10 protein-coding genes, 1 pseudogene and 1 CRISPR repeat array are annotated in these 17,611 nt (G+C 71.4%); of the genes and pseudogenes, 7 read left to right on the top strand and 4 right to left on the bottom strand.

Annotated features, from left to right (window positions below; translation table 11 throughout):
- The first annotated feature begins 180 nt into the window (after nucleotides 1-180).
- Both C8250_RS09685 and C8250_RS09680 read left to right on the top strand, forming a co-directional pair.
- Nucleotides 181-1,546 (top strand): annotated as a pseudogene (locus C8250_RS09685) (TerD family protein).
- A gap of 118 nt (nucleotides 1,547-1,664) precedes the next feature.
- Complete coding sequence (locus C8250_RS09680; protein WP_138356001.1) at nucleotides 1,665-2,813, top strand: glycosyltransferase; 1,149 nt, start codon at nucleotides 1,665-1,667, stop codon at nucleotides 2,811-2,813.
- Here the strand turns inward: C8250_RS09680 and C8250_RS09675 are convergent.
- A complete protein-coding gene (locus C8250_RS09675; protein ID WP_244809078.1) occupies nucleotides 2,786-3,970 on the bottom strand; it encodes a glycosyltransferase in 1,185 nt (394 codons plus the stop codon). The two genes, C8250_RS09680 and C8250_RS09675, sit on opposite strands and share 28 nt — an antisense overlap.
- A 98-nt stretch (nucleotides 3,971-4,068) precedes the next feature.
- Between C8250_RS09675 and C8250_RS09670 the strand changes: the two genes are divergently transcribed.
- The gene (locus tag C8250_RS09670) at nucleotides 4,069-4,866 is read left to right on the top strand and encodes an aspartate/glutamate racemase family protein (RefSeq protein ID WP_138356003.1); all 798 of its coding nucleotides are present in this window, start codon (nucleotides 4,069-4,071) and stop codon (nucleotides 4,864-4,866) included.
- 89 nt (nucleotides 4,867-4,955) lie between these two features.
- Nucleotides 4,956-5,519, top strand: coding sequence for a hypothetical protein (locus tag C8250_RS09665; protein WP_138356004.1), 564 nt, complete (start codon nucleotides 4,956-4,958; stop codon nucleotides 5,517-5,519).
- Between the two features lie 201 nt (nucleotides 5,520-5,720).
- Here C8250_RS09665 and C8250_RS09660 read toward each other — a convergent pair whose 3' ends face one another.
- Nucleotides 5,721-6,770 carry an O-antigen ligase family protein gene (locus C8250_RS09660; protein WP_138356005.1) on the bottom strand — a complete coding sequence of 350 codons (1,050 nt, stop codon included), beginning with the start codon at nucleotides 6,768-6,770 and terminating at the stop codon, nucleotides 5,721-5,723.
- A 188-nt stretch (nucleotides 6,771-6,958) separates the two neighbouring features.
- Between C8250_RS09660 and C8250_RS09655 the strand changes: the two genes are divergently transcribed.
- From C8250_RS09655 to C8250_RS09645, 3 genes are all read left to right on the top strand, one after another.
- Nucleotides 6,959-7,456, top strand: a complete 498-nt coding sequence (locus C8250_RS09655) for an NUDIX domain-containing protein (RefSeq protein ID WP_138356006.1) — start codon at nucleotides 6,959-6,961, stop codon at nucleotides 7,454-7,456.
- A 91-nt stretch (nucleotides 7,457-7,547) separates the two neighbouring features.
- A complete protein-coding gene (locus tag C8250_RS09650) occupies nucleotides 7,548-8,330 on the top strand; it encodes a 3-hydroxybutyrate dehydrogenase (RefSeq protein WP_138356007.1) in 783 nt (260 codons plus the stop codon).
- 44 nt (nucleotides 8,331-8,374) lie between these two features.
- A complete protein-coding gene (locus C8250_RS09645; RefSeq protein WP_244809077.1) occupies nucleotides 8,375-10,285 on the top strand; it encodes a helix-turn-helix domain-containing protein in 1,911 nt (636 codons plus the stop codon).
- A gap of 56 nt (nucleotides 10,286-10,341) precedes the next feature.
- Here the strand turns inward: C8250_RS09645 and C8250_RS09640 are convergent, their stop codons facing one another.
- Both C8250_RS09640 and cas2 read right to left on the bottom strand, forming a co-directional pair.
- Nucleotides 10,342-11,721, bottom strand: coding sequence for an MFS transporter (locus C8250_RS09640; protein ID WP_138356009.1), 1,380 nt, complete (start codon nucleotides 11,719-11,721; stop codon nucleotides 10,342-10,344).
- 822 nt (nucleotides 11,722-12,543) lie between these two features.
- Nucleotides 12,544-17,256: direct repeats of the CRISPR family, unit length 29 nt; unit sequence GTTGCGAGCCCTCCTGAGCTGATGACGAC.
- Between the two features lie 89 nt (nucleotides 17,257-17,345).
- On the bottom strand, nucleotides 17,346-17,603 hold the full coding sequence (gene cas2 / locus C8250_RS09635) for a CRISPR-associated endonuclease Cas2 (protein ID WP_244809076.1): 258 nt from the start codon (nucleotides 17,601-17,603) through the stop codon (nucleotides 17,346-17,348).
- Nucleotides 17,604-17,611 lie beyond the last annotated feature (8 nt).

Here is a 17,611-nt window from a genome sequence, read left to right as displayed (position 1 = left end):
ACGGTCGATCCCCAATACGAGCGAATCAACGAAAATCGGTCACCATTAGGCGTTGAGATCGCGTAAAAGCCGTGTCCGCGGGGCGTTACCGGCGGTCGCCCCCGACCGCGGAGCGGCAGCATATGTCCGACGGCCATGGGTCCGGGCTACGGTGGACGGCACCGTGCAAAAGGGGAGAGCATGACGATGCGCAAGGGCACGAATGTGCCGGTGTCCGTGCCGGCGGTCCGCGTGGAGCTGGGATGGCGTACCGGTCCCGGTGTCCCGGACGTGGACGCCTCCGCTCTGCTGCTGGTGGGCGGCAAGGTCAGGTCCGACGCCGACTTCGTCTTCTACAACCAGCCCGCGCACGCGTCCGGTGCCGTACGGCACGAGGGCAAGCGCACCGCGGGGGACGCGGTGACGGACACCCTGTCGGTCGATCTCAGCGGTGTGGAACCGGCCATCGAGACCATCGTGCTCGCCGCCTCCAGCGACGGCGGGACCTTCGGGCGGGTCCCCGGTCTGCACATCCGCCTCAGCGACCCGGCCAACGGCGCGGAACTGGCCCGCTTCGACAGCACCGACGCGTCCGTGGAGACGGCGTTCGTGCTCGGCGAGCTCTACCGCCGCCAGGGCGCCTGGAAGTTCCGCGCGGTGGGCCAGGGCTATGACAGCGGACTCGGCGGGCTCGCCACGGACTTCGGGATCTCGGTCGACGAGCCCGCCGCGCCCGCGCCGGTGACCGCTCCCGCTCCGGTGGCGCCGGCGCCGCAGACCCACCAGGCCCCGCCGCAGCCGCACCCGGCGTACCAGCCGCCGCCCCCGCCGCCGCAGCAGTACCAGGCGCCGCCGCCCCCCCGCAGCAGTACCAGGCACCGCCCCGCCGGTGCAGCCACCGCCCGCTCCGCCGGCCGCGCCGCAGCCCGTGCGGCTCACGAAGGTGACGCTGACCAAGGAGGCGCCGTCGGTCTCCCTCACCAAGCAAGGCGGCGTCTCCGGCGCGATGCGGGTGAACCTGAGCTGGCAGATGCACAAGCAGTTCAAGGGCTGGGGGCGCAAGAGCGGGAAGCCGTCGGCGTTCCACTCCGACCTCGACCTCGACCTGTGCGCGCTGTTCGAACTCGCCGACGGCAGCAAGGGCGTGATCCAGGCGCTCGGCAACGCGTTCGGATCCCTCCACCAGCCCCCGTACCTGCACCTGGACGGTGACGACAGGACCGGCGGCTCCGAGTCCGGTGAGAACCTCACCATCAACCTGGACCACAAGCAGGCGTTCCGCAGGATCCTCATCTTCGTGACGATCTACGAAGGCGCGCGCAGTTTCGCCGGACTGCACGCGACCGTCACCCTCCAGCCGCTGAACGGCGCCCCGATCGACTTCTCGCTCGACGAGTGCACCGTGCCGTCGAACGTCTGCGCCCTCGCGCTCATCACCAACCAGGGCGGTGACCTGGTGGTGCAGCGCGAGGCGCGCTACCTGGTGCCGCAGCGCGGGGTGAGCCCGCAGCGCACGGTCGACTACGCCTACGGATGGGGCATGAACTGGACGCCCGGCCGTAAGTGACCCGGAGCGCGCGGAACCGGCCCTGACGGAGGCGCCGCTGTGCCACAGTGGCGCCCCGGAGCGGTGGATTCCGGGAGGTTTCCGCCGCGCTCCGTGAGGAGTCACAAGGGGTGAGGCCGTGCGGGTCGCCATGCTGTCCGGACCGGACGGGCCACGACGGCCGGACGCCTGGCACCGGGCCGCGGCCACGGTCGCCGATGTCGTCGAGCTGGTCACCGTCGGCTCGTTGAGCACTCCGCCGCTGCCGGGACTGCCGTTCGCCGGGCGCGACGAGCGGAGCCCGCACCGCTACGAGATCGAGGCCGCGCACGGGGGACGGAACCGTCCGGCCACCGCTGCCGTCGGGCAGCGGGTCACCGCGGGCCGCATGGAGGCGGTCCTCCGGGTCGAGACCTCGGAGTGCGGCGCGATCGACGTCCTGCACGGCCATGCCCCGGGTGCGGCAGGCCAGCTGCCGTGGCTGTCCAAGGTCACCGGTATCCCGTACGTCCTGTCCGAGCACGACCGCCGCTGGCTCGGCCACCCGACGCGGCCGCTCCCCGGACTGCTCGACCGGCGGCGCGCGGCCCGGCTGTACCGGGAGGCGGCCGCGATCCTGCCCGTCAGCGACCTACTGCTCGCCCGGCTCGGTGAACTCGGGCTCCCCGGCCGCCATCTGCTGGTGCCGCACCCCGTGGACACCGAGGCGCTGCTGGACGTTCCCGCCCGGGCGCGGATCCGCCAGGACCCGGTGCGCATCGTGGCCGCCGGCCCGCTCGTCGGGAACGAGGGCTGGGACGTACTGGCCGACGCCTTCGCCGAAGCGCTCGGCAAGGATGCGCGGTTACGGCTGCGGATCATCGGTGACGGGCCCGGGCTCGGCGCCGTCCGGGAACACCTCCGGCGCGCCGGGACCGGCGGCGCCGCCGTCCTCACCGGTGACCTCGGCCGGAAGGAGACCCTGCACGCCCTCGCGCACGCCGACCTCTTCGTGGACCCGCGGCACGTCAGCGGCTTCGGCACCACGGCACTCGACGCGCTGTGCTGCGGCACCCCGGTCGTCGGCAGCCGCACCGGCGCGTTGCCCGAACTCGTCGGTGGCGACGGCGGCATCCTCGTACCGCCCGCCGATCCGCACGCCCTGGCCCTCGCGCTGGTCGAGGCCGCCGCGGAACTGACGCGGCGACAGCCCGCGGCGCTCGCGGACCGGACCCGGCGGCACTTCGGGCCGGACGCCGTCGGCGCGCGGCTGGCCGCCGTCTACACCGAGGCGTCGGGACGCGCGTAGGTCCTGCCCTTCCACGCCGCGCCCCGGCCGCGGTAGTGCTGCACCGCGGAATCGACGGTCATCAGCAGATACAGCGCCGCGGTGAAGGGGAGCAGCGGCGCCGGCCACAGCGGCTGCCGGTAGTAGCGCAGCATCGGCAGATAGGTCCCCGCCATCACCGCCCACGCGGCCGCGCCCAGAGCGCACAGCGGCCAGGCCCCCGCCGCCGCACCGCCCAGCGCCGCCAGCGGTGGCACCAGATAGACGAGGACGAGCCCGGCGACGGTCGCCGCCAGGACCGCCGGATTGTGCCGCAGCTGCGCGTAGGCGCTGCGCGAGACCATCCGCCACAGCTCGCCCAGGTCCGGGTACGGGCGCACGCTGTCCACCCGGTCCGCGAGCCCCAGCCAGATCCGGCCGCCGCCGCCCTTGACCGCGCGGGCCAGCGCGACATCGTCGATCACCGCGTGCCGGATCGACTCCGGCACCCGGGCCGCCTCGACGGCCGAGCGGCGGATCAGCACACAGCCGCCGGCCGCGGCGGCCGTCCTGCCGCCCGGACGGTTGATCCAGCGGAACGGGTACAGCTGGGCGAAGAAGTAGACGAACGCCGGGACGATCAGCCGTTCCCAGACCGTCTCCACGCGCAGCCGGGCCATCAGCGACACCATGTCGAGGTCCGCCGCCCGCGCCGCCGCCACCAGCGCACGCAGCGAATCCGGTTCGTGCGCGATGTCCGCGTCCGTGAGCAGCAGGTACTCCGCGCCGGTGCGCTCGGTGGCCAGCGCGATGCCGTGCCGTACGCCCCACAGTTTCCCGGTCCAGCCCGCCGGGAGCTCACCGGGCGAGTCCACCGTCAGCGGCAGCCCGCCGTGCAGCGCGCCGAGCGACCGGGCGGTCTCGCCGGTCCCGTCCGTGCTTCCGTCGTCGATGAGGAAGACCTCGGCCCGGCCCGGATAGTCCTGCGCCAGCAGCGAGGGCAGGCTCAGCGGCAGCACGGCCGCCTCGTCCCGGGCGGGCACGACGACGGCCACCGTCGGCCACGCGTCGGCCCCACCGCCCGGTCCCTCCTCCGGTCCCGGCAGCCGGACATCCGTCCGCCAGAAGAACCCCTGTGCCAGCAGCAGCCACACCCACGCCAGCAGCGACACCCCAGCGACCCACGTCAGCACCGTCACCTGCCGCAGTCTGCCGCAACCGCGCCACGGCGGGTCCGGACGCGCCCGGACCCCCCGTGCCCTGAGGGCCGCGGGCGGTCGTCGCATAAGGTGACCGGGTGAAGATCGCGCTGCTGGACTCCGGAATCGGCCTCCTGGCGGCGGCCGCCGCACTGCACCGGCTGCGGCCCGACGCCGACCTCGTACTGTCCTCGGATCCCGACGGGATGCCGTGGGGCCCGCGCACCGCCGAGGACGTCACGGCGCATGCGCTGGACTGCGCGCGGGCGGCCGCGGAAACCCGCCCCGACGCGCTGATCGTCGCGTGCAACACCGCCTCCGTGCACGCGCTGGCCGCGCTGCGGGCGGAGCTGGAACCGGCCGTGCCGGTGATCGGTACGGTGCCCGCGATCAAGCCCGCCGCCGCGGGCGGCGGGGCGGTGGCCATCTGGGCCACGCCCGCGACGACCGGCAGCGCCTACCAGCGCCGGCTGATCGACGAGTTCGGCAACGGGGCGGCCGTGACGGAAGTGGCGTGCCCGGGGCTTGCGGACGCCGTCCAGCACGCCGACGACGCGGCGATCGACGCGGCCATCGCCGTCGCGGCGGCCCGTACGCCGCACGATGTGCGCGCCGTGGTCCTGGGCTGTACGCACTACGAGCTGGTGACCGAGCGGATCCGCGCCGCCGTCCAGCGGGCCGGCGGTCCTGCCGTCACCCCGCTCGGGTCGGCGGAGGCGGTCGCCGCCCAGGCGCTGCGCAGGCTCGGCGCGCTTCCCGAGCCGGCGGCGGAGCCGTCCGGCAGCCTGACGGTGATCCTCAGCGGCCGCCGGTCCGAGCTTCCCGCGTCCGCGCTGGCCTACCCGGAGGGCGCGGCGCTCGGAGCGGGCCGCATCCGCCTCAGCCCGTCGGCTTGAACCCGTCCCGCCCGGGTCCGTCCGGCCGGCGTTCATCCGCCCGCTTCATGAGGCTGCCGACTCGCCGGTAGCTGAGTAGGCTGCGGACCATGACGGAAGCTCCTCAGGGAGACGCGCCCGCGCCCCAGATCTGGCCCCCGGTCTGGACAGGACGCGCCCACAACCGCATGCAGTGGCTGCCCGCGGCCGCCGGCGCCGCCTGTATGGCGCTCGGGATCGAGCTGGCCGTGGAAGGCCCCTACACCTCGGGTCTGGCGCCGCTGGTCATGTCGGTGGTGGGCTGTGTGGCCGTCGGGCTGCTGGTGCTCTTCGGCACGGTCGCGTTCACCCATGTGCGGGTGACGGTGGACCGCGAAGGCCTCTACGTGCGCTGCGGCCACATCGGCGTACCGCGCCGCCGCATCCCCCTGGACCAGGTCAGCTCCGCGGACCTCGCCCCCCTCGTCAGCCCGCGCACGTGGGGCGGCTGGGGCTATCGCTGGCGGCCCGAGATGGGGACCGCGGTCGTCGTACGCCGCGGGCCGGGTGTGGTGCTGGTGCTGGGCAGCGGGCATGTCTTCACAGTGACGGTGGACGACGCCGAGGGTGCCGTGGCGGCGATCCGGCAGTGGGTCGGCCTGCGGCCGCGCAACGGCCTGCCGCCGGTTTCCTGACACGGGTCGTGGGCCGGGCCCTCCGGGGGAGGGGTCCGAAATCGCATATTTACGGGCCTGGCGGCCCACAAATCCACGGCAGCATTTCGGACCCCTCCCCCTCCGGCCCCGTCCCCCTCACGTTCGTCCCTGATCCGGCCCGGCCCTCGGCTAGGGCGCGTGCCAGGCGTCGTGGGCCAGGCGGGACTTTCGCAACACGCCCTAGTCCGGCAACGGACGCGCCGCCGCCAGGCCCGCCAGGATGCCTGCCGCGGCGGTCACCACGGCGTAGCTGAGCACGTGGTCGACGGTGGCGAGCATGGAGAGCCCCGTCAGGGCGGCTCCGGCGGTCAGGACGACCGGGGTGGAGCGCGGGGAGCGCCACAGCGTGCACAGGACCCAGGCGAACGCCGCCCCGAGGAGGGCGAGGCCGGGAAAGCCCTGTTCCGCGGCGACCTGGAAGACGGCGGACTGGGGAGTGGGCGGTCCTTCGGTGGCCGCCAGTGCGCCGGCGCTCTCCACGCGGAAGCGGTCGGGGCCGACGCCGCGCACCGGGTGGTCCTCGGCCATTCCCACCGCGTCGCGCCACAGCTCGACCCGGGGCGCGGTCAGCTGTCCGGCGAGGGAGGCGGAGAGGCCGGACGGCAGGGTGTCGGTGGCCACCGCGTACGTTCCGCCGACCGCTATCGCGGTCGCCAGCGCGAACCCCACCAGGGCCAGCAGCCGACGGCGCATGTGCGAGGCGGCCAGGGAGCACAGCAGCACTCCGACGGACGCGGCGAACCCGGCCGTGGAGCCGAGGGCCAGCGCCAGCGCCCCGGCGCCGGCTCCGAGTGTGCGCAGCACCAGCCGCAGGGGCGGGGAGGGCGCGCTCCAGGCGGCGCAGCAGGCGGCGCCGGTGGCCAGGACCAGCAGCGCGGCGTCGGCGTTCGGGTAGCCCAGCGGCGGCGTATCGGCGGCGCCGGAGAGCCGGCCGGGCATCACCAGGGTCGCGACGACGATCGCGAGCGCCATGCCCGCCGGGGCCGCGACGGGCAGCAGGGCGCCCGCGATCCGGCCCGTCGCGTATCCGGCGGTCACCGCGAGAAGTGCCAGCAGCAGACCCTCGGGGCGGGCCGGACGGCCCGCCGCGGCGATCAGCGACCAGGTGGCCCAGCAGACGAGCACGGCGACGCCGAGCGCGTCGGTCCTGCTGCCCTGAACTCGTTCCTCCGGGCCGTCCCGGCCGTCCGCACGCATCGCTCCTGACGCCCCGCCGGTCGCCGTTCTCATCCCCCGGTACCCCCTGACGCCACCTGGACGCGACGGGGTGCCGTCGCCGTCCGGTCCCCGCGTAGGCGCTGTCCCGGTCACCGTAACGGCTCAGGTGGTGAGTTGTGGATATGTAGTGCAGGAACGATCCACCACTTGGTGGCCCTGGTGCTGGTGTGACGATCAGGGGCTCTCGCTAGGCTCGGAGGATGCCGATTCCCGAGTTCATCCGCGCTATCCGTGCCAAGGCGGGCAACACGCTGCTGTTCATGCCCGGCGTCGTCATGGTGGTCTTCGACGACCGCGGCAGAGTGCTGCTGAACCGCCGCTCCGACACCGGGAACTGGGCGCTGATCGCCGGTATCCCCGAGCCGGGGGAGCAGCCCGCCGCGGCCGCGGTGCGGGAGATCCAGGAGGAGACCGCGGTGGTCGCCGTCGTCGAGCGGATCCTCGGTGTCTTCACCAACCAGGTGATCGAGTACCCCAACGGGCACCTCGCGCAGTACATGGACGTGGTGCTGCTGTGCCGCGCCGTCGGTGGCACGGCGAAGGTCAACGACGACGAGTCGCTCGACGTCGGCTGGTTCGCCCCCGACGCGCTGCCGGAACTCGCGCCACTGCACCGCGAGCGCATCGCGCTCGCCCTCAAGAACGAACCGGCGGCCTGGTTCGTCCCGGCCCCGGACCCCGGGCTCCACGAGCGCTGAGCACCCATGGCGGCACGCCACACCTGGTGGCGCCGAAGTGTGGGTGCGGCCGCCATCGGTCGGCGGGCGATCGCTGCCTAACCTGCCCAGCATGACGCTGATCTCGCCTTCCGCCGTGGACCTCGGCGGCCGCACCGCACTCGTCACCGGGGCCGCCGGGGGCATCGGCCGCGCCTGCGCCCTGCGGCTGGCCGCCGCCGGGGCCAAGGTGCGGGCCGTCGACCGTGACGCCGACGGGCTCGCCGCGCTGCACGAGGAGGCCGCGGGCCGGCCCGGCTCCGTGGAGACCCTGCTGCTGGACCTCACCGATCTCGACGCCGCCGAGCAGGCCGCGGCCGGTACCGACATCCTGGTCAACAACGCCGGGCTGCAACTCGTCCGCCCCATTGAGGACTTCCCGCCCGATGTCTTCTCCACCGTTCTGCGCGTCATGCTGGAGGCGCCCTTCCGGCTGATCCGCGGGGCGCTGCCGCACATGTACGGGCAGGGCTGGGGCCGCATCGTCAACATCTCCTCCGTGCACGGGCTGCGGGCCTCCCCGTACAAGTCCGCGTACGTCTCCGCCAAGCACGGTCTCGAAGGGCTCTCCAAGACCGCCGCCCTGGAAGGCGCCCGGCACGGGGTGACCTCCAACTGCCTGTGCCCCGGCTATGTCCGCACCCCGCTCGTGGAGCGGCAGATCGCCGACCAGGCCGCCGCGCACGGCATCGCGCCCGAGCGCGTCGTGACCGAGATCCTGCTGGCGGACTCGGCCGTCAAACGGCTGGTGGAGCCGGCCGAGGTCGCGGAACTGGCCGCGTATCTCTGCACGGAACAGGCCTCCTTCATCACCGGCGCCTCCCTCACGATGGACGGTGGATGGACCGCCCACTGAACGCCGCTGGCGCCGGGGCCGGGCGGGCCGGTATGCCTGTGCCCATGAATGACGATCACCCGGCAGCCGACGAACCGGCCGAGGCCCCCTACCTGCGGCTCCTCGCTCGGGGCGCACCGGCCGAGGAGTACGAGCGCCCGGTGCTGCGGGCCCGCGCCGACGGCGCGCCCGTCACCCGGCTCGCGGAGCTCGAACGCGCCAAGCGGCTGGCCCTAAGGGTCCGGGACGAGCTGGAGGGGCGGCGGCGGCGCGAGGCGGAGCTGTCGGCGCTCTTCGCGACCGCGGGCGATCTGGCGGGGCTGCGTGATCTGGACGCCGTACTGCAGGCCATCGTGCAGCGGGCCCGCTCGCTGCTGGGCACCGACGTCGCCTACCTCACCCTCAACGACCCCCGCGCCGGGGACACCTACATGCGGGTCACCGAGGGCTCGGTGTCCGCCCGCTTCCAGAGCCTGCGGCTCGCGATGGGCGCCGGGCTCGGCGGGCTCGTCGCGCAGACCGCCATGCCGTACGTCACCGAGAGCTACTTCGACGACGAGCGGTTCCGGCACACCCACACCATCGACTCCGGGGTCCGCGACGAGGGCCTGGTCGCCATCCTCGGCGTGCCGCTCGCCCTGGGCAGCGGGGTCATCGGCGTGCTCTTCGCCGCCGACCGGCGGATCAGGGTCTTCGAACGCGAGCAGATCGCCCTGCTCGCCTCGCTCGCCTCCCTCGCGGCCGTCGCCATCGACACCGCCAACCTGCTGGAGGAGACCCGCTCGGCGCTCGACGGCCTCGGCGCCGCCAACGACACCATCCGCACGCACAGCGCCGTCCTGGAACGGGCCTCCGAGGTCCACGACCGGCTCACCGAGCTGGTGCTGCGCGGCGGCGGGGTCGACGACGTGGCCGCCGCCGTCGCCGAAGTGCTCTCCGGCACGGTCCAGGTCACCGGAACCGGTACCGGCGGCGAGCCGGTGCCCGCCGCCCTCGCGGCCGCCGTCGCCCGCTCCCGGGCCGACGGCCACGCGGTGCGCGAGGGCGACACCTGGACCGCCGCCGTCACCGCGGGCGGCGAGCTCCTCGGCGCCCTCGTGCTGCGCGGCCACCCCGGACTCGACCCCGTCGACCAGCGCACCCTGGAACGCGCCGCCATGGTCACCGCGCTGCTGCTGCTCGCCCGGCGCACCGCGGGCGAGGCCGAGCAGCGCTTCCGGGGCGAGCTGCTCGACGACCTGCTCGACGCGCCGCACCGCGATCCCCGGCTGCTGCGCGAACGGGCCGGCCGGCTCCGCGCCGACCTCGACGTACCGCATGTCGTGCTCGCAGCCCGGCCGGCCGACGGCGCCACCGCCGACCGCCAGCGCCTGTGGTCCGCCGCCTCGCACGTCGCCGCCACCCGGCACGGCCTGGCCGCCGCCCGGGACGGCGGCACCGTACTGCTGCTGCCCCTGGAGGACGGCGTCGACGCGTCGACGACCGCCCGCCGGCTGGCCGCGCAACTGGGCGCGGCCGTCCACGCCGAAGTCACCGTGGGCGCGTCCACCCGCGTCCCCGCCCCGGCCGCGCACCCCGAGGCGGTCGCCGCGGGATACGCCGAGGCGCAGCGCTGCGTCGACGCGCTGCGGGTGCTCGGCCGGGGCGGAGAGGGTGCCGCGGCCGAGGACTTCGGCTTCCTGGGCCTGCTGCTGGCCGACTCCCGCGATGTCGGGGGCTTCGTCCGGCGGACCATCGGCGCGGTCACCGACTACGACACCCGGCGCGGCACCGACCTCGTCCGTACCCTCGACGCGTACTTCGCGAGCGGGATGAGCCCGGCCCGCACCAAGGACGCGCTGCACGTCCACGTCAACACCGTCGCCCAGCGCCTGGAGCGCGTCGCCCAGCTGCTCGGCCCCGACTGGCAGCAACCGGAACGCGCCCTCGAACTCCAACTGGCCCTGCGCCTGCACCGGCTGGGCGGCACGGGCTGAACCGCCGCCGGTCCGCGACCACCCTCCTGGTCGCGGACCGGCTGATCCTTCCGCGGTCAGCGCGGCGCGGTCGCGGCGGTGGCCGCGGGCGCCGGGTCCGCGGCCCGTTCCGGTTCCACCGCGGTGAGGTCCCGGCCACGGGTCTCCTTGGCGACCGCGACGGCGACCAGGGTGATGACGGCGGCGAGGACCACGTACAGGGAGATCGGGGTGGACGTCCCGTAGTCCTTCAGCAGCGCGGTCGCGATGAGCGGTGCGGGCGCGCCGGCCGCGACCGAGGCGAACTGGGCGCCGATCGAGGCTCCGGAGTACCGCATGCGGGTCGAGAACATCTCCGAGAAGAAGGCCGCCTGCGGCGCGTACATCGCGCCGTGGAAGATCAGTCCGACGGTGATCGCGAGCACCAGCGAGCCGAAGTTCTCGCGGTCGATGAGCATGAAGAACGGGAACGCCCACAGCCCCACCCCGGCCGCGCCCAGCAGGTACACGGGTTTGCGGCCGATCCGGTCGGACAGCGCGCCCCAGGCCGGGATCACCGCGAAGTGCACGGCGGAGCCGATGAGTACGGCGTTGAGCGCGGTCTGTTTGCCGAGCCCCGCGTGGGTGGTCGCGTAGACCAGGACGAACGCGGTGATGACGTAGTAGCTGATGTTCTCGGCCATCCGGGCGCCCATCGCGACCAGCACATCGCGCCAGTGGTCCCGGAACACGGCCACCAGCGGCATGCGTTCGACGGGATCCTCGGACGTCCGCGCCGCGGCCTTGGCCAGCGCCGCCTTGAAGACCGGCGACTCGTCGACCGACAGCCGCACCCACAGGCCCACCATCACCAGCAGACCGGAGAGCAGGAACGGTATCCGCCAGCCCCAGGCGAGGAACGCCGAGTCCGACATGAGCGCGGTCAGCGCGGAGAGCACCCCCGTCGCCAGCAACTGCCCGGCGGGCGCCCCGGTCTGCGGCCACGACGCCCAGAACCCGCGGCGCTTGGCGTCCCCGTGCTCCGACACCAGCAGCACGGCCCCGCCCCACTCACCCCCGAGCGCGAAGCCCTGCACCAGCCGCAGCACGGTCAGCAGCACCGGCGCGGCCGAGCCGACCGTGGCGTGGGTCGGCAGCAGACCGATGCAGAACGTCGCGCCGCCCATCATCAACAGGCTGATGACCAGCAGCTTCTTACGCCCGAGCCGGTCACCGAAGTGCCCGAACACCAGGGCGCCGACCGGCCGGGCGGCGAAGCCGATCGCGTAGGTCAGGAACGACAGCAACGTGCCGACCAGCGGATCGGAGCCCGGGAAGAACAGCTTGTTGAACACCAGGGCGGCGGCGGAGCCGTAGAGGAAGAAGTCGTACCACTCGATGGTGGTGCCGATCAGGCTCGCGGCGACGATGCGCTTGAGGGACGAAGGTGCGGGTGGAGCGGATGCCGAGGCAGCCATGGTCACCACTTCCGGGCGGGGACGGGGACGATTCGATGTCGCCACACGGTAGGAAGCCGCTGGTCAGGCGCACATGTGGTGGGACACCACACTTTCGGTGCCGGGTGTCCGCGCGGCAGCCATGCGCGGCATCGGAAGCCAGGCCGGCGCCTTCCGACGGCGCCGGACGCCCCGCTGCGGAGACGCGGCTTTTGGCACATTTTGACACCGCGGTGCTGACTCCCGTGCTGGTTCGGTGCTGACTGAAATCCCCTGTCAGCACCCCTGATCACCTCTCCCGTGCTGGTTTGGTGCTGACTACGGAGCGTTGAAACGGGCAGGCCAGTCCGAGTGGGTGCCGCAGCGGGCACATTGAGAGCAGGGATCTTGCCGAGCGGTGGAGCGAGAGCATGGCCGTGGCGCGGTAGATCGTGCGCTCCTGGCTGATGGCCACGTACTCGGAGTTCTCGCAGAGTCGCCGGTAGCGACCCGTCCTGCTGGCCTTCTCTCGATCGCCTAACGGCGCGAGACCGAGCGAATATCGGCACCTCGGGCGGTTGAACGTCGGTTTGACTCAGATGTCGCGGAAGGGACCATAGGGCCCCGTGACCTGCCAGGATGAGTGGCTGTGGGGTGCTGACCTGCGCAGATAGTCTTTCGTATGTTTCAGGGTTGTGCCTGTCGATACGGCTGGAAGTCCCAGGGGGTCCCGAGGGTGATGGCCACTCCTCGGCTCTGCAGCGGCTCGCGACTGGCGAGAATCGTGGAGTCGGCGCGCCCGAGAATGGCACCAGTACTAAGCGGGGCCACTGCCTGCTAATCGGTCAAGGAGGCAGGCTCTGGGCGCGAGCCCTCCGGAGCTGATGACGACTCGGCGTGCGGGGCGACGACGCGGGGTTCACCCTCCCGTTACGAGCCCTCCAGGGCTGATGACGACATCAGCTACGACACCGTGTACGCGGTCCGGCAGCAGTTGCGAGCCCTCCAGGGCTGGTGACGACCCGCCGCCGTGGCATCGGCTTCCGTGCTGGCCCGCACGTTGCGAGCCCTCCAGGGCTGATGACGACGGGCGCAGGGCGCGAACGGGACACTCTTCGCGATCGTGTTGCGAGCCCTCCAGGGCTGATGACGACGGGATCGGGCGGTCCGGGTCTGGACAGTCATCAGCTGTTGCGAGCCCTCCAGGGCTGATGACGACCGCCCTCGGCGCCGCATGGCTCCTCGACGCGCAACTCGCGTTGCGAGCCCTCCAGGGCTGATGACGACCCAGCGCCGTGACCGCCCTGATCCAGCGGAGCATCCGTTGCGAGCCCTCCAGGGCTGATGACGACGCGGTTGCCGACCATCCTGCCGGGCCTGGGTCGCCAGTTGCGAGCCCTCCAGGGCTGATGACGAACACGATCGCGATGTGCGGGTATCTGTGCTGGCAGTAGTTGCAAGCCCTCCAGGGCTGATGACGATTCGGACACGGTCACCGTGTACCGGGCCGAGTGCCAGTTGCAAGCCCTCCCGGGCTGATGACGATCGCGAACGGGTGATCGCGCACCACGCCGGCGCACGCGATGCGAGAGTCCCAGGGTTGTTGACGATCTTGAATGAGGCCACCCCCGTCGTCACGAACATCATGTTGTGAGCCGTCCAGGGCTGATGACGACGCAGTACTTCGTCCTGGGCGCCACGTCCAGCTACGTGTTGCGAATCCTCCAGGGCTGATGACAACGTGGATGGGGTCGACCGAAGGGCGATCTACCCAACGTTGCGAGCCCTCCAGGGCTGATGACGATCGGCGCCGGTTGGAAGACTACGAGACGTGGATCGCGTTGCGAGCCCTCCAAGGCTGATGAGGATGGTGGGTGGCGCGTCCTGCTGCCGGCCGAGGTCCTCGGCGGCGCGTTGCGAGCCCTCCAGGGCTGATGACGATCTGCTGCGACGGCAGCACCACGGCCGGGCGGAAGATGTTGCAAGCCCTCCAGGGCTCATGACGATGTCCCGGATACGCGCTCCCAGGGCCCGGCGGTAGTGTTGCAAGCCCTCCAGGGCCGATAACGATGGCGGCCCGGCTGGTGAAAGCCGGCGTCAGCACACGGTTGCAAGCCCTCCAGGCTGATGACGATCGTGGCCGCCAGCGGGGGGCCGGAGGATCCGGTAACGCTGCAAGCTCTCCAGGGCTGATGACGATGCCGTTGTCGGCGCGCGCCGCCATGTGGTGCAGCCGGTTGCGATCCCTCCAGGGCCGATGACGATCATGATCGTGATGACGCGCTCGCCGCTGCCGCCGGGATTGCGAGCCCTCCAGGGCTGATGACGTTCCACGGGCATGGCGCCTACATCCAGCTCACCCACGTGTTGCAAGCCCTCCAGGACTGATGACGACACCGCGCAGGTGGTCCGCACGAAACTCGGCCTGTCGTTGCGAGCCCTCCAGGGCTGATGACGACCAGGCTGGACGTGCCGGTGGGGATGTTCGAGGACATGTTGCGAGCCCTCTTGGGCTGATGACGACTCGGTGCGTCGATGGCGTACAGCTCGCGGTACTGCTGTTGCGAGCGCTCCTGGGCTGATGATGACACGGGGGTGGCCGTCCGTGCGTAAGCCGCGGACACGTTGCGAGCCCTCCTGGGCTGATGACGATGCAGAGTGGCACATCACCATGACCGTGAGTTCACGGTTGCGAGCCCTCTAGGGCTGATGACGATACCGGCGAGGGCCTGCGCCAGGTCCCCATACCCGCGGTTGCGACCGTCCAGGGCTGATGACGATGCCCGAGCCGACCGTCAGTCTCAGCCGTGTCTACACGTTGCGAGCCCTCCAGGGCTGATGACGATGACGAGCTGATGACCGCCGAACCCAGCGGGCTGCCATTGAGAGCCCTCCAGGGCTGATGACGACCACGGGGACCGGCACCGAGACGTTTCTCGGCTACGTGTTGCAAACTCTCCTGGGTTGATCACGACACAGGCGGGACCACCGACGGCGTGAAGCTTGCGATGTTGAGAGCCCTCCAGGGCTGATGACGATGGGCTTGGCCGCCATGGGCTGCCGGGTGGCGGTCATGTTGCGAGCCCTCCAGGGCTGATGACGATACGGTCAGGAAGTCGCCGCAGTTGGCGCAGGCGGGCGTTGCGAGCACTCGAGGGCTGATGACGATGGAAGCGTTCCGGGATCTGGTCCGCCAGGCCAAGCGGTTGCGAGCCCTCCAGGGCTGCTGACGATGCATGACCAACTGGCCGAGCTGCAGGGCCTGCGCAAGTTGCGATCCCTCCAAGGCTGATGACGATCGGAGCCGAACCCGAGGACTGCACCGGCGAGTTCTCGTTGCGAGCCCTCCAGGGCTGATGACGACGCCACAGCCTGGCGCCTGCAGCACCTCCCCGGCGGGTTACAAGCCCTCCAGGGCCGATGACGATCTGACGCTCCCGTTGTGGGTGGTGCGTCGTGCTGACGTTGCAAGCCCTCCAGGGCTGATGACGATGCTGGTCAGGGTCGCGGCAGCTGCCGGGGCACGCGTGTTGCAAGCCCTCCAGGGCTGATGACGATGGGCTTCCCGGCGTCCACGCCGTACACGTTGGCCATGTTGCAAGCCCTCCAGGGCTGATGACAAGCCCCGTCTTCCACTACGACCGTCAGCACGACAACGGGTTGCAAGCCCTCCAGGGCTGATGACGATCCCGTGCACCCAGGACCGCAGCCCAGACCGGTCACCAGTTGCAAGCCCTCCAGGGCTGATGACGATCCCCAGGAGTGGATCCACGCGTTGAGCGCGGCCCAGCGTTGCAAGCCCTCCAGGGCTGATGACGATCGCCGGGCCGCCGACTGCAATCCGGTGCCAGGTCGCGTTGCGAGCCCTCCGGGGCTGATGACGATACCGGTGCGACACCTGGGTCATCGGCGTTCCTCGTTGCGAGCCCTACAGGGCTGATGACGATGCTGTACGAAGCGTTTGCTGGCGTCGTTGCGGGCGCGTTGCGAGCCCTCCAATGCTGATGACGATGCCACAGAGCCCGGGTCGAGCATGCTGGTGGCCGTGTTGCGAGCCCTCCAGGGCTGATGACGATGACCGCGCGGGGTCATCCCGAGATTCACCCAATTGGGTTGCGAGCCCTCCAGGGCCAATGACGATAGCCGAGATCGGCCGCAGCGCCGGGTCGGAGGGCACGTTGCGAGCCCTCCAGGGCTGATGACGATGGTCGACCGGGTCACGTTCACCGTCGCTGGCCTCAAGTTGCGAGTCCTCCAGGGCTGATGACGATCAGGAAGGTCGTCCACCACACCGGTCATGGTCGTGCGTTGCGAGCCCTCCAGAGCTGATGACGATCCGAGTTCCGGCCGCCGAGCTGCAGCATTTGCTGCTGTTGCGAGCCCTCCAGGGCTGATGACGATAAGTGTCCTGAACCGCGCGGCGCGCCAGATGACCCCGTTGCGAGCCCTCCAGGGCTGATGACGATCAAGGGCTTCAAGTCCGGGGGGATGCAGCGCGCCATGTTGCGAGCCCTCCAGGGCTGATGACGATGGCCGAAGACCCCGACGGCCGGCTCTACCTCTACCGGTTGCGAGCCCTCCAGGGCTGATGACGATGGCGTTGGTCGCACCCCCAGCGCCGGTCGTGCGCAGGTTGCGAGCCCTCCAGGGCTGATAACGATCCCATGGCCGGTCTACAACGTCAGCCGCGCCCGCGCGTTGCAAGCCCTCCAGGGCTGATGACGATCCGGGAGCCAGGGCTCCATCTACAAGTTCACGCTGTTGCGAGTCCTCTAGGACTGATGGCGACTCGTGTACCGTCCCGAGTTGCTGGACCTGTGCCACATGTTGCCAGTCCTCCAGGGCTGATGACGACCGCGCGGGTCCACACCCCGCCGCGCCCGTACATCCTGTTGAGAGCCCTCCTGGGCTGATGACGACCAGCGGCGCCCTCAGCGCCTGCGTTCTGCATGCGCGGTTGCGAGCCCTCCTGGGCTGATGACGACGTGTTCACCGGCAAGCGGGCGCCGCGTACCGCGGGTGAGCTGATGTGGCGAGCCCTCCTGGGCTGATGACGACCACCCTGCTCCACCTCGCCGTGCGGCACCCGCAGTTGTTGCGAGCCCTCCTGGGCTGATGACGACCACCGTCCTCACCGGCACAACCGTGTCGGAGTGGGGGTTGCGGGCCCTCCTGAGCTGATGACGACGCTGACCGCAGCAGGCTTTCCTCCGTTGAGCGCGGAGTTGCGAGCCCTCCTGAGCTGATGACGACCGGCGGCCGGGCCGGCATCATCGAGCGCGTCCCCGGTTGCGAGCCCTCCTGAGCTGATGACGACCGGCGGCGGTGGCGGTACCGGCCAGCCCCAGAACGGGTTGCGAGCCCTCCTGAGCTGATGACGACCCCAGCTTCGCGCGGGGGTCGATCGCCAGCTTCGGGTTGCGAGCCCTCCTGAGCTGATGACGACGGCGGAGAACAAGGCCGAAGCCCAGCGGGCCGCCGCGTTGCGAGCCCTCCTGAGCTGATGACGACATGGCCCCCGCTGGCTCGGCGGCGTCCACAGGCCGCCGTTGCGAGCCCTCCTGAGCTGATGACGACCTGAAGGTAAAGCCGCAGGTCATGCGACGGCTGACAGTCGTTTAGGGAAGTGGATATGCGGCGGTCTGCTGGTGATGCATTGGTGCAGGTCAGAGAATATCTCCGGGGGTGCCCAGAGCTACGCCGAGGGTGCTGGTGTCGATCATGTCGGGGGATCGGGCGGTGTAGGTGATGATGCTGTCGTAGTCCGGGTCGATGGCGACAGTGAGGGCGGAGGTCAGTGCGCGGTATTGGGCGGCGGTGAGTTCGCCCTGGAAGACGCTGCGTTGGGTCCAGTGCAGGTATTTGCGGCAGGTCTTGAGGACTTTCGGGTTGCGTTCGGCGGCGGTGTCGTAGACGAGGATCACGAAGATGA

Source organism: Streptomyces sp. So13.3 (assembly GCF_005860785.2).
Lineage (GTDB): Bacteria > Actinomycetota > Actinomycetes > Streptomycetales > Streptomycetaceae > Actinacidiphila > Actinacidiphila fildesensis.
Note: the sequence above shows the minus strand (reverse complement) of the source record. Positions and strands in the feature narration are given on the sequence as shown.

Coding starts and splice junctions, on each gene's coding strand:
- C8250_RS09665 (WP_138356004.1), top strand. CDS start 4,956: ATGACGGAAGCTCCTCAGGGAGACGCGCCCGCGCCCCAGATCTGGCCC.
- C8250_RS09660 (WP_138356005.1), bottom strand. CDS start 6,770: ATGAGAACGGCGACCGGCGGGGCGTCAGGAGCGATGCGTGCGGACGGC.
- C8250_RS09655 (WP_138356006.1), top strand. CDS start 6,959: ATGCCGATTCCCGAGTTCATCCGCGCTATCCGTGCCAAGGCGGGCAAC.
- C8250_RS09650 (WP_138356007.1), top strand. CDS start 7,548: ATGACGCTGATCTCGCCTTCCGCCGTGGACCTCGGCGGCCGCACCGCA.
- C8250_RS09645 (WP_244809077.1), top strand. CDS start 8,375: ATGAATGACGATCACCCGGCAGCCGACGAACCGGCCGAGGCCCCCTAC.
- C8250_RS09640 (WP_138356009.1), bottom strand. CDS start 11,721: ATGGCTGCCTCGGCATCCGCTCCACCCGCACCTTCGTCCCTCAAGCGC.